General features: G+C 69.6%; 11 protein-coding genes. 7 read left to right on the top strand and 4 right to left on the bottom strand.

Translation table 11 applies throughout. The annotated features are described in order from the left end of the window. The 3 genes from V7053_RS06945 to V7053_RS06935 all read right to left on the bottom strand — a co-directional run. A partial coding sequence (locus V7053_RS06945) for an Hsp70 family protein (protein ID WP_334171541.1) occupies positions 1–97 on the bottom strand: 97 nt, incomplete at its 3' end. Between the two features lie 151 nt (positions 98–248). After that, entirely contained in the window at positions 249–1691 is a 1443-nt protein-coding gene (locus tag V7053_RS06940; RefSeq protein ID WP_443022582.1) for an MFS transporter, read from the bottom strand. Positions 1692–1729: 38 nt separating this feature from the next. Continuing rightward, a complete protein-coding gene (locus tag V7053_RS06935) occupies positions 1730–2143 on the bottom strand; it encodes a hypothetical protein (RefSeq protein ID WP_334171539.1) in 414 nt (137 codons plus the stop codon). 182 nt (positions 2144–2325) lie between these two features. On the opposite strand from V7053_RS06935, the gene V7053_RS06930 reads away from it, so the two are divergent. From V7053_RS06930 to V7053_RS06915, 4 genes are read left to right on the top strand one after another with little or no spacing between them, the layout of a single operon-like run. Next, on the top strand, positions 2326–3147 hold the full coding sequence (locus V7053_RS06930) for a methyltransferase domain-containing protein (protein WP_334171538.1): 822 nt from the start codon (positions 2326–2328) through the stop codon (positions 3145–3147). Between the two features lie 41 nt (positions 3148–3188). Then, a complete protein-coding gene (locus V7053_RS06925; protein WP_334171537.1) occupies positions 3189–3809 on the top strand; it encodes a LysE family transporter in 621 nt (206 codons plus the stop codon). 43 nt (positions 3810–3852) lie between these two features. Continuing rightward, the gene (locus tag V7053_RS06920; RefSeq protein WP_334171536.1) at positions 3853–4386 is read left to right on the top strand and encodes a low molecular weight protein-tyrosine-phosphatase; all 534 of its coding nucleotides are present in this window, start codon (positions 3853–3855) and stop codon (positions 4384–4386) included. Continuing rightward, positions 4383–6488 carry a chorismate-binding protein gene (locus V7053_RS06915; protein ID WP_334171535.1) on the top strand — a complete coding sequence of 702 codons (2106 nt, stop codon included), beginning with the start codon at positions 4383–4385 and terminating at the stop codon, positions 6486–6488. The genes V7053_RS06920 and V7053_RS06915 overlap by 4 nt, the downstream gene beginning before the upstream one ends. Here V7053_RS06915 and cls read toward each other — a convergent pair whose 3' ends face one another. Next, on the bottom strand, positions 6489–7958 hold the full coding sequence (cls, locus tag V7053_RS06910; protein ID WP_334171534.1) for a cardiolipin synthase: 1470 nt from the start codon (positions 7956–7958) through the stop codon (positions 6489–6491). It lies immediately after the preceding gene. 22 nt (positions 7959–7980) lie between these two features. Here cls and V7053_RS06905 point away from each other — a divergent pair, with 22 nt between their 5' ends. The 3 genes from V7053_RS06905 (at position 7981) to mmsB (ending at position 11585) form a co-directional block, all read left to right on the top strand. Then, positions 7981–8892, top strand: a complete 912-nt coding sequence (locus tag V7053_RS06905; protein WP_334171533.1) for an aminodeoxychorismate lyase — start codon at positions 7981–7983, stop codon at positions 8890–8892. A gap of 238 nt (positions 8893–9130) precedes the next feature. Continuing rightward, complete coding sequence (locus V7053_RS06900) at positions 9131–10654, top strand: CoA-acylating methylmalonate-semialdehyde dehydrogenase (RefSeq protein WP_334171532.1); 1524 nt, start codon at positions 9131–9133, stop codon at positions 10652–10654. A 1-nt stretch (position 10655) separates the two neighbouring features. After that, positions 10656–11585, top strand: a complete 930-nt coding sequence (gene mmsB, locus V7053_RS06895; RefSeq protein WP_334171531.1) for a 3-hydroxyisobutyrate dehydrogenase — start codon at positions 10656–10658, stop codon at positions 11583–11585. Positions 11586–11727: the final 142 nt, after the last annotated feature.

Genomic DNA, 11727 nt, shown 5'->3' with positions numbered 1-11727 from the left:
CGCCTTCAGCGTTCGCGATGACCGTCGGCTCGCCGCCCTCGAGGACGGACACGACGGAGTTGGTGGTTCCCAGGTCGATACCGACTGCGCGGGACATAGTTCCTCCTGCTGATTGCTGATGCTCGAAAGAGGCCAACCCGCCCGGTGACGCCGTCGCCGACGCCGAACGGTCAAGTTGAGCGATCTGCACTCAACTCTACGCCCTATCCGCCCAGTGTCAAATGGACTTGAGCCAATCAGACTCAAGTTCAGCCGCGGCGCCCGCTCACCTGGGTCCCGGCGTGCCTCGGGAGGAAGAGGCTGTCGACGACGCTCACGAGCATGAGGACGGCGATCGCAGCGAAAGCGACCCGGTAGGGCCCCGCATGGTCGGTCCCGGCGGGAAGGAACGCGATGCCAGCGCGGATCAGGAGCGCACCCACCGCGACCCCGAGGGCCGCGGCAAGCTGGACCAGGGTGTTCGCGATGGCGTTCGCGCTCGGCAGCTGCTCGGAGGAGACGTCCGCGTACTGCACGTTCATGTAGGCGGAGAAGCCGATCGAGCGGAAGGCGCCGGAGGCCAGGAGGAGCAACGCGATGAGCAGGTCGGGGGCGTCCGGCGCCAGGAGCGCGCAGCCGGCGAAGGTGGCGGCGGACGCCGCAGCGGCGACCACGAGCACAGGCCTGAATCCGAAGCGGCGGATCAGCGGCGTCGTCGCCGGCTTGATTCCGATGTTGCCCACGAAGACGGCGGCGACGAGCAGGCCGGCATGGACCGGGTCCCAGCCGAAACCGTCCTGGAAGAGCAGGGGAAGGAGGAACGGTACGGACTGGATCGTGAGCCGATAGACGAAGCCGCCCGTCTGCGTGGCGCGGAAGGTGCGCACATGCAGGACGGCGAAGTTGAAGAGCGGCCGAGGCGCCCGGCGCATCCAGACGACAGCGACGACGAGCGACGCGAGGCCCACGGCGAGCGACGCCGCGGCCCAGCCCGCGGGCCGCCCCTCGCTGAACAGCTCGAGGCCGACGACGACGGCAGCGACCCCGATCGTTGTGAGCGCAAGACCGGGCCAGTCGAGCCGGCGCCCGTGGTCGGCACCCCCGGACGGGACGAGCCGCAGCGCAGCCACGAACGCTGCCACGCCGAGGGGAAGGTTCACGAAGAAGATCCAGTGCCACGAAAGGTACTGGGTGATCGCGCCGCCCACGAGAGGGGCCAGCACCGGAGCGAGCAGGCCGGGCCAGACGAGATAGGCGGTGGCCTTGAGAAGCTGGTCCTTGGGCGTGCCCCGTAGCACGACGAGCGATCCGACCGGCACCATCATCGCGCCACCGAAGCCCTGCAGCGCCCGGAACCCGGTGAGGGCCACGAGGTTGGGACTGAGGGCGCACAGGAGCGACGCGACCGTAAAGACGGCGATGGCCGTGCAGAAGACGCGTCGCGGGCCGAACCGCTCTGCGAGCCACGAGCTGAACGGGATCCCCATCGCGACAGCGATGAGGTACGCCGTCATCGCCACGTTCACATCCGCCGGAACCACATGGAAGTCGGCACCGATGGCCGGCAGCGCCGTGGACAATGCGGTGCCGTCCAAGAACTCCATGAAGTACGTCGCCGCGACGAGCAGCGCGAGGCGAGGACTCCAGGACGAAGTCACGACGGCGGCTGGGGGCGTCTCGGGCTGGGCGGGCTGGCCCGTGGGCTGGGTCACCGATCCAGCCTACGCTCGCGGGATCAGCGAGGCGGGGATCAGTACGAGGGGAAGAGCGTCGAGGCCTGGGCGAAGGCCGCGCCGCCGTTCGTGGACCCGAGCACGATGATGCCCACGATGAAGAGCGCCGAGATCACTGCCCATCCTGCCGTGAACCAGCCGAGCACGCGGAGGTCCGACTTCGTGATCGGCGCGACGTCGTCGCGCACATCCCGGATCTGCTGCTGAAGGCGCTCGATGGGGGTCCTAGGTGGGGCCACGAGGACGTTCGACGCATAGTCGACCGTGCCATTGTCCAGAATGGCGACCATTCGGTGGTTGCGCCGATCGTGGGTCATGCGGTTGATGTGCGAGCCGTGACGGGCAAGGAGAATGTCCTCGCCCAAGCGCATGGTCCGGCTGCCGAAGGGGCCTTTGCGGCCGTGCGGGGTGTGGCTGTCCAGAAGGGACATGAGGTGGTGCTCCTTTCGCTGCGCAGAATGGGCACCGTTGCCCGCCGCGATTCCTTTTGGCCTTTCCAGCGTAGGCAGGTAGTGTTTTGAGTTTTTGCCGAGGAGGGGTTTTCGTAGCCAAGATCACGCGCCCATGTCGCGCCTGTCACCGGCTCCGGGAGCCCCGCGCGTAACGTTGTGCCATGGAAGGCCAGCAGACCACTCCCGAGGACGTCTACACCCACGGCCACCACGAGAGCGTTGTGCGCGCCCACGCGGCGCGAACCGCTGAGAACTCGGCCGCCTTCGTCCTCCCCCACCTCACCCCAGGAGCCCGCGTGCTCGACGTCGGCTGCGGGCCGGGGAGCATCACGTGCGACTTCGCCGTGCTCACCGCGCCGGGCGAGGTCGTCGGCGTCGACCGCTCCGAGGACGTCGTCGCCCAGGCTCGCGCCCTCGCCGAGGACCGTGGGATCGACAACGTGCGCTTTGGGGTCGGCAACGTGTACGACCTCGACCTTGAGGACGAGGTGTTCGACGTCGTGCACGCGCACCAAGTGCTCCAACACCTCACCGATCCTGTGGCTGCTGTACGCGAGATGCGGCGGGTGACGAAGGCCGGCGGCATCGTCGCGGTGCGGGACGCCGATTTCCACGGGATGAGCTGGTACCCGGAGATCCCCGAGCTCTCCGAGTGGATGGAGCTGTACCAGCGGATCGCCCGGCGCAATGGCGCCGAGCCAGATGCCGGCCGGCGGCTCGTGAGCTGGATGCAGGAGGCCGGGTTCACCGACGTCGCCCCCTCGAGCAGCAACTGGCTCTACGCCACGCCTCAGCTCCGTACGTGGCAGGCGCGCGTGTGGAGCGAGCGCGTGCTGCACTCGGCCTTCGCCGAGCAGGCGCTCGCGTATGGCTTCGCCGAGAGCGTGGACCTCGAACGGATCGCTGCAGGCTGGCACCGCTGGGGCTCGTCGACGGACGGCTGGTTCCTCATCCCCAACGGGGAGGTCATCGGGCGGGCATAGGGCGGACATCCTCTGCCGATGGGGGGCACTAATCTTGAAAGGTGCCTTTCTCGATTTGGCTCGCCTTGCTCGGTGCCTGCCTCCTGATCAGCTTCACTCCCGGCGCCGGCGCCATCAATACGATGAGCAACTCGCTGAATGCCGGCTTCCGCCGCGCCATCTGGGGCATCCTGGGCCAGCAGGCCGCGCTCGCAGTGCACCTCGCGATCGTCGCCGCGGGCATCGGAGTCCTCGTCGCGAGCTCGCCCGTCGCGTTCAACGTGATCCGCTACCTCGGGGCGGCCTACCTCATGTACCTCGGCATCCGGCAGTTTCTCCGCAAGCCCGACGCGTCCGAAGCGGCTGCCTCGGAGCTCCTCAACGAGTCCGCGTTGTCCATGGCCCGACGCGGCCTCTGGGTCAACCTGCTCAACCCCAAGGCGATTGTCTTCTTCCTCGCTTTCATCCCCGGCTTCGTGCAACCCCAGCTCCCGCTGTGGAGCCAGTACCTCGTGATCGGCGCGACGATCGTCGGCGTCGACATCGCGGTCATGTGGTTCTTCTTCGCCCTCGCCGCGAAGAGCTTCCAGCGCTTCACTCGGAACGACGCCGGGCAGAGGGTGCTCAATCGGATCTTCGGATCGCTCTTCGTGGGCGTCGGCGTTCTGCTCGCAGCCATTTGACCCCCGATTCTGGCGGGGCGGCGCCTCACCCTATGCTTGATCCATGAACTCGACGGCGAGCCCCTACCGGATCATCACGGTCTGCACCGGGAACATCTGCCGCTCGCCCATGGCCGAGTTCATGCTCGCCAATGCCCTGCGCACGGCAGGCCTCGCGCATCAGGCTGTCGTGGACTCTGCGGGCACCACGAACTACGAGGCCGGCCGGCCCCTAGACCCTCGCGCTGCGCGCGTCCTCGATGCCCACGGCCTGCGCCCGAGCACGCACGTCGCCCGCCAGTTCCAGCCCGCGTGGTACGTGGAGCGCGACCTCATCCTCGCGCTCGACATAGACCACTACGGCCACCTCCGCGAATTCGCTCCGGAGGGGGCGGCAGAGAAGGTCCGGATGCTGCGCTCGTTCGACCCCGCCGTCGCCCATCTGGACCCCCTCGACCAGGGCATCGAGGACCCGTGGTTCGGCGATCAGAGCGACTTCGAGTCGACCTGGCAGCTCGTCAACGCAGCCGTCCCGGGCATCGTCGAGCACGTGCGCCACGAGCTCACGCGCCGGCCGCCTCTGCTCGCCGGGGCGTGATCCAGCAGCGCATCGCCCGCCCGAGCGTGATCGCCGTCGACGGCCGCTCGGGCGCCGGGAAGACCTCTCTCGCCGTCGAACTCGCGGCGGCGCTGCGGGAGCACCGGACGGTCGCGCTCGTCCACCTCGAGGACCTCTACCCCGGATGGGATGGGCTCGCGCGCGGGATTGCGCGCTGCGCCGCGGAGGTGCTCACGCCGCTCCGCCGCGGCGAGGCCGCGCGTTGGCGGGCCTGGGACTGGCTGGGCGAGGCCGAAGGGGCCGAGCGGGTCACGGAACCCGCCGAGATCGTGGTGCTCGAGGGCGTCGGGGCGGGCTCGGAGCAGCTGCGCAGCCTCGCCGACGCCGTCGTCTGGCTCGAGGCCCCCGCGGACGAGCGGCGCCGCCGGGCGCTGGACCGGGACGGCGAGACGTACGCGCCCCACTGGGAACGCTGGGCGGCGCAGGAAGAGGCGTGGCTCGAGGCCGACGACGTCGCCGCGGCCGCCGCCGTGACCGTGGTGTCGACCCCCGGTCCTGGCCGACCCGAGCAGGCGACACGCCGCGTGCTCGATGCGCTCGCCGAAGTCCCCGCGCTCCGCGACCTCCCCGCCCGGGAACGTGCCGAGCGCGATCCCGCGGCCGTCGCCGCCCGGCGGATCCCCGCCACGCCCGAACCTGCCCCGCTCTTCGAGGCGCTGTTCGGCGGCGCCGAGCACGCGATCTGGCTGGATTCCTCCGACTCGCCAAGATCCCCCCACGAGGGCACGCCGGGCGCGCACGTCCGTAACCGCTTCAGCATCATGGCCGACGACGGCGGCCTCCTCGGGCGGCGCATGGCGCACAGCGACGGTGCCACCAGCGTGACGTTCGGTCCGCAGACGCCCACCCCCGCGACCGCGCGTTTCGACCAGCCGTTCTTCCGCTGGCTCGACGGCGCGTGGGGCCACGGGGGCGAGGCGGCCCCTGCGGGCCTCGACTGCGGCTTCGCCCTCGGTTGGCTCGGCTACCTCGGCTACGAGCTCAAGCGCGAATGCGGCGGGAAGGACGTCAGCACTGCCTCGGGAGGCGGCACCGGGATCCCGGACGCCCAGCTCGTCTACGCGGCCCGCGCCGTCGTCCTGGACCACGAGCGCGGAGATGCGTGGCTTCTGGCCCTCACCGCGCCGGACGCCGAAGAGTGGCTCGACGGAGCGGAACGGGCCGTGCGCGGGCCGGTGGCCGAGGCACGGGACGAGCCCCTCAGCCTGCCGGCCGTGCCAGCCTTCTCTGCACGGGACGACGGCGGCGTGTACCGCGACAAGGTCCGCGCGGCGAAGGCTGAGATCACCGAGGGGACCACGTACGAGGTGTGCCTCACGACCGCCCTCGAGGCGACCGTGGGCCGCGGCGGCTTCGACGGGTGGGCCGCGTACCGGGCCCTGCGTCGGCGCAGCCCCGCGCCGTTCGCGGCCTTCGCCCGGTTCGGCGGCGTCACGATCGCGAGCACCTCGCCCGAGCGGTTCCTGAGCGTCGCGCACGACGGCGGCCTCCGCGCCGAACCGATCAAGGGAACCCGCCGCCGGGCTCCCGGGGCGCAGCCCGACGAGGACGCCCTCGTGCGCGCGGAGCTCGCCGGCAATGCCAAGGACCGCGCCGAGAACCTCATGATCGTGGACCTGCTCCGCAACGACCTCAGCCACTTCGCCGTCCCCGGATCGGTCGCGGTCGCCCGGCTCTTCGCGGTCGAGACGTACGCCACCGTCCATCAGCTCGTCAGCACGGTCGAGGCACAGCTGCGGCCCGGCGCCTCGCGGGCCGAGGCCGTCGCGGCGGCCTTCCCGCCGGGCTCCATGACGGGAGCGCCGAAGATCAGCACGATGGACATCCTCGACCGGCTCGAGGGCGCTCCCCGAGGCGTCTACTCGGGGGCGATCGGCTACTTCTCGCGCACCGGCGCTGCCGACCTCTCCGTCGTCATCCGCACCCTCGTCGTCGTCGAACGCCCCGACGGCGCGGCGACGCTCTCGCTCGGAGTGGGCGGCGCCGTCGTCGCCGACTCCGACCCGGACGCCGAGCACGACGAGATCCGCGCGAAGTCGTTCGCCGTCCTCAGCACGCTCGGCGCGAGGTTTCCCGAGTGACTACTGCACCGTCGCCGTGAGGCGCGCGACGTTGTCCACATAGCGGCTGAGGAGCGAGCGCTGCCTCCACGTGTGGAGGTCCACCGGGAGGCTGATCTTCCGGTACATGTCCTCGACGCGCCGCATCTGGGCGACGATGCTCGCCCCGGGCAGCATGAGGGAGACCTCCATGTTGAGGGAGAACGAGCGCATGTCCATGTTGGAGGAGCCGAGGACGGCGACGTCGTCGTCCACGGTGAAGTGCTTGGCGTGGAGGACATACGGCTTGGGGTAGCGGTAGATCTTGACCCCCGCGGCGAGCAGGACCTCGTAGTAGGACTGCTGCGCGTGGTGCACGAGGAACTGGTCGCCTTGCTCGGACACGAACAACTCGACGTCCACGCCGCGCTGGGCTGCCGTCGTCACCGCGTAGAGGAGCGAATCGTCCGGCACGAAGTACGGGCTGCAGATCGAGAGCCGGTGCTGCGCCGAGTAGATGAGCGTGTTGAAGAGCCGAAGGTTGTTCTCGTTGGCGAAGGCGGGGCCGCTGGGGACGACCTGCGCCGGCATGTCCCCCACAGGTTCCGGAGGCTCCATCTGCTCGGCCAGGAGCTGCCCGGTCTCGCTCAGCCAGTCGGTCGCGAACACGACGTTGAGAGTCGTGACAGCCGGCCCCTCGAGCCGGGCCATGAGCTCGACCCACTTCCGGCCCACCCGGCGGTGCCGCGGGTTCCGATAGGAGCGCTCGATGAGGTTGAGCGAGCCCGTGAACGCAACCCCGCCGTCCACGACGAGGATCTTGCGGTGGTTGCGCAGGTCAGGGCGGCGCCAGTGGCCGAGGAGCGGCAGCAGCGGGAGCATCCGCCGCCACTGGATCTTCGATGCCTCGAGCCGCCGCAGCAGCCCGCGATAGCCGTGGATCCTGGCCGTCCCGATGTGATCGAACAGGAGGCGGACCTCGACGCCTCGCTCCGCCGCCTCCTCGAGCGCCGTGAAGAGCTCGTCCGTGACCTCGTCCGAGCTCATGATGTAGAACTCCGCGTTCACGAACCGCTGAGCTCCGCGGACTGCCTCTGCCATCTCCGCGAGCGCGTCCTCGTACCCCGGGATGAGCCGGACGGTGTTGCCGTTGACCATCGGCAGGGAACCGAGGTGCCGATTGAGCGCCGCCGCCGAGTGGAGCCACTCCGCGCCCGGGAAGCGAGTGTCGACGTCGTCCGCCCTCGCGAGGGTTGCGCGCACGCGGTTGTCGACTTCCTGCTGCTGCTCGCGGCGGTTCCGCGAGAGCCGGAAGTTGCCGAACATGAGGAAGAGCAGGAGCCCGACCGTCGGGATGACGAAGATGGCGAGGAGCCAGGCCATGGCCGTCGTCGGGCGACGGTTGCCGGGGATGATGCCAAGGACGGCGACGCGGATCACGAGGTCGATGACCGCAACGAGGAAGGTTGCCCAGTCCGGCAGGAGGCCGATGAGAGGCAGCTGGAACAGCATGGGCACAGCCTAAGCTGTCCCCATGACTCAGACCGTGCTTGTCTTCCTCGACGCCTCTCATCCCGACGGGCGTTTCGAGGACGCCGGGAGGCCCACGCTCTATGCGACCGATCTCGGGGTGACCCGCGGAGACGGCGTCTTCGAGACGCTCCTCGTGCTCGACGGGCACGTGCGCAAGCTCCCGGCGCACCTCTCGCGGCTCAATTCGAGCGCCCGGATGCTCGAACTCGAGGTCCCGGGGCATGAGGCCTGGGAGCGTGCGATTGTCACCGCCCTCGCGGAGTACCAGCGGACGGTCGGGGTGCTCGACGAAGTGGTCGTGCGGCTCGTGGCCACGCGAGGCGTCGAGGGCGTGCATGCTCCCACGTGCTGGGTCGCGGCCTTCGCCCCCGCGCACTCGGCGAAGCGGCAGCGCGAGGAGGGCGTCGACGTCATCCTCCTGGACCGCGGCTACGACTCCGACGTCGCCGAGCGCGCCCCCTGGCTCCTGCTCGGGGCCAAGACGCTGAGCTATGCCGTCAACATGGCTGCGCTCCGCTACGCGCACGCCCAAGGCGCCGACGACGTCATCTTCACCTCCTCGGACGGGCAGGTGCTCGAGGGGCCGACCTCGACCGTCCTGGTCGCCCACGCAGAAACGGACGACGACGGCCGGATCACCTCCAAGAGGCTCGTCACCCCCCAGCTCGATTCCGGGATCCTGCCCGGCACGTCGCAGGGCGCGCTTTTCGCCGCCGCGAAGGAGGCCGGGTGGGAGCTCGGCTACGGTCCGCTCGAGCCCGAGGACCTGTTCGACGCCGATGCCGTCTGGCTCATCTCCTCGGTGCGGCTCCTGACCCCCGTGAACCACCTCGACGGCAAGGCGATCGGCGAGCCCGCGCTCGTCAAGGCCCTGACGGAAGAACTCGCGGGACTGTTCGACCGAATCGCCTGAGCACGCCCCTCGGGGCCCGGGCTCTCCCGTTGCGCCCTCGGGGCCCGGGCTCTCCCGTTGCGCCGTCACGTCCGCAGGGTGTGCACCCCGCGAAGGTGACGGGGCAAACGGGGCACCGCGCGAAGGTGACGGGGCAACGGGGGCGCTGGAACTTAGTTGGAAGTCCGAGTATCTTCGGTGCTAGGTCCCGAAGAGATCTAGATCACAACCTGGACCGGATGCAAAGGAGCGTTCCGTCATGGTGCAAGAGTCTTCCAACACGGTCTACGAGCTGTCCCACTACGTCGGAGGGCAACGGGTCGACGGGGCGTCGGGACGCTTCGGCGACGTCTTCGACCCGTGTGCCGGACGAGTGCAGGGTCGAGTTCCGCTGGCCAGCGCCGACGAGGTGCGCGGCGTTATCGAGAGCGCCGAGAAGGGCCAGGCCGAATGGGCCGCGCTCAATCCCCAGAGGCGCGGGCGGATCCTCCTCAAGTTCGTCGACCTCGTCAACGCCCACCTCGACGAGCTCGCGGAACTCCTCTCCAGGGAGCACGGAAAGACCCTCGCCGACGCCAGGAGCGACGTCCAACGCGGCATCGAGGTCGTCGAGTTCTCGGCGGGCGCTGCCGCGCACCTCCTCAAGGGCGAGTTCTCGGACAGCGTCGCCCAAGGCCTCGATGTCCACTCGCTCAGACAGCCCCTCGGCGTCGTCGCCGGCATCTCTCCCTTCAACTTCCCGGCCATGATCCCCCTGTGGCAATGCGGTCCGGCCCTCGCCGCAGGCAACGCGTTCATCCTCAAGCCGTCCGAGCGGGACCCCTCGGTGCCGCTGCGGCTTGCGGAACTCTTCACCGAGGCAGGGCTGCCCGACGGCGTCTTCAACGTCGTCAACGGCGACAAGGAAGCGGTGGACGCGCTCCTCGAGGACCCGCGGGTGAAGGCCATCGGCTTCGTGGGCTCCACCCCCATCGCGCAGTACATCTACTCGACGGCCGCAGCTCACGGCAAGCGGGCCCAGTGCTTCGGAGGCGCCAAGAACCACATGGTGATCCTGCCCGACGCGGACCTCGACATGGCCGCGGACGCCCTCATCGGCGCCGCCTACGGCTCAGCCGGGGAGCGCTGCATGGCCATCTCCGTGGCGGTGCCCGTCGGCGAGGAGACGGGCGACCGGCTCATCGCCGCGCTGCAAGGCCGCATCCAGGACCTGACGGTCGGCCCGAGCTTCGACCAGGGCTCTGACTTCGGGCCAGTCGTGACGCCCGCGGCGAAGGAGCGGATCGAGGGCTATATCGCGGCGGGCGTCGAAGAGGGCGCAACTCTCGTGAGCGACGGGCGCGGCGCGGCCGTGGACGGCTACGAAGACGGCTTCTGGGTCGGCCCGACGCTCTTCGACCGCGTGACCCCGGAGATGAGCATCTACCGCGACGAGATCTTCGGACCGGTGCTGAGCGTGGTCCGAGCCGAGGATTACGAGGACGCCCTGCGGCTGTGCAGCGAGAATCCATACGGCAACGGTGTCGCGATCTTCACGCGCGACGGCGACGCCGCCCGGGACTTCGCAAGCCGCGTCGAGGTGGGCATGGTGGGGGTCAACGTGCCGATCCCGGTGCCCATCGCCTACTACACGTTCGGCGGCTGGAAGGCCTCCGGGTTCGGGGACCTCAACCAGCACGGGCCGGACGCGTTCCGCTTCTACACGAAGACCAAGACCGTGACGAGCCGCTGGCCCTCCGGCGTCCGCCAAGGTGCCCATTTCGTGATGCCGGAAGGAAGCTGAGATGAGCGGGAACGGAGCCGCGAGCGGACGGATCGCCTTCCTGGGCCTCGGCCATATGGGCGCCCCCATGGCGGCCAACCTCGTCAAGGCCGGAAAGAAAGTCGTGGGTTTCGACCCGTTCCCGGCCGCCGCCGAGGCCGCCCGAGCCCTGGGCGTCGAGGTCGCGGAGTCCGCGGCCGAAGCGGCGGAGGGCGCCGCCGTCGTCCTCACCATGCTTCAGGCCGGCCGCCAGGTCTTAGACGTCTATCGCGGAACTGGGGGGAGCCCCGGTCTGCTCGCGGGCGCCGCCCCTGGGACGCTGTTCCTCGACTGCTCGACGATCAACGTCGCGGAGGCGCGCGAGGCGGCTGAGGCGGCGGTCAGTGCCGGGCACCGCTTCGTCGACGCGCCGGTCTCGGGCGGCGTCGTCGGAGCCGAAGCCGGGACGCTCACGTTCATGGTCGGAGCCGATGACGCGGACTTCGCCGAGGTCGAGCCGCTCCTCGGGCTCATGGGCAAGCGGATCGTGCACTGCGGCGGCCACGGCCTCGGGCAGGCGGCCAAAGTGTGCAACAACATGATCCTCGGAGTCTCCATGATCGCGGTGTCCGAGGCGTTCGTGCTCGGCGAGAAGCTCGGCCTCTCGCACGACGCGCTCTTCGACGTCGCCGCCCATGCCTCGGGCCAATGCTGGGCCCTCACGACCAACTGCCCCGTCCCTGGCCCCGTGCCCGCGAGCCCCGCGAACCGCGACTACCAGCCTGGCTTCGCCGGCACGCTCATGGCCAAGGACCTCCGGCTTGCGCTCCAAGCGATCGAGCAGACGGGAGTCGCCGCCCAGATGGGTCCGCTCGCTTCGAAGATCTACGACGAGTTCGCAGCGGGCGACGGCGCGCATCGCGACTTCTCCGGCATCATCACGGACATTCGAGACCGCTCCGCCCGCCCCTAAGCGAGGGCGTTTCGGGTACACCAACCCCACCTCAAATTCGTCTCGGGTACAGATAATCACCCCAAAAACCCATCTCTGGTACAGAAGGTCGAGTCTGAGCGTGAGTATCTGCACCCGAGACGGTAATGAGCGTGAGTATCTG

Source organism: Sinomonas sp. (assembly GCF_036848755.1).
Taxonomy (GTDB): domain Bacteria; phylum Actinomycetota; class Actinomycetes; order Actinomycetales; family Micrococcaceae; genus Sinomonas.
Note: the sequence above shows the minus strand (reverse complement) of the source record. Positions and strands in the feature narration are given on the sequence as shown.

Excerpts from the sequence above, each read along its gene's own strand:
- V7053_RS06905 (WP_334171533.1), top strand. The coding sequence starts at position 7,981 with ATGACTCAGACCGTGCTTGTCTTCCTCGACGCCTCTCATCCCGACGGG.
- cls (WP_334171534.1), bottom strand. The coding sequence starts at position 7,958 with ATGCTGTTCCAGCTGCCTCTCATCGGCCTCCTGCCGGACTGGGCAACC.
- V7053_RS06920 (WP_334171536.1), top strand. The coding sequence starts at position 3,853 with ATGAACTCGACGGCGAGCCCCTACCGGATCATCACGGTCTGCACCGGG.
- mmsB (WP_334171531.1), top strand. The coding sequence starts at position 10,656 with ATGAGCGGGAACGGAGCCGCGAGCGGACGGATCGCCTTCCTGGGCCTC.
- V7053_RS06900 (WP_334171532.1), top strand. The coding sequence starts at position 9,131 with ATGGTGCAAGAGTCTTCCAACACGGTCTACGAGCTGTCCCACTACGTC.
- V7053_RS06930 (WP_334171538.1), top strand. The coding sequence starts at position 2,326 with ATGGAAGGCCAGCAGACCACTCCCGAGGACGTCTACACCCACGGCCAC.
- V7053_RS06935 (WP_334171539.1), bottom strand. The coding sequence starts at position 2,143 with ATGTCCCTTCTGGACAGCCACACCCCGCACGGCCGCAAAGGCCCCTTC.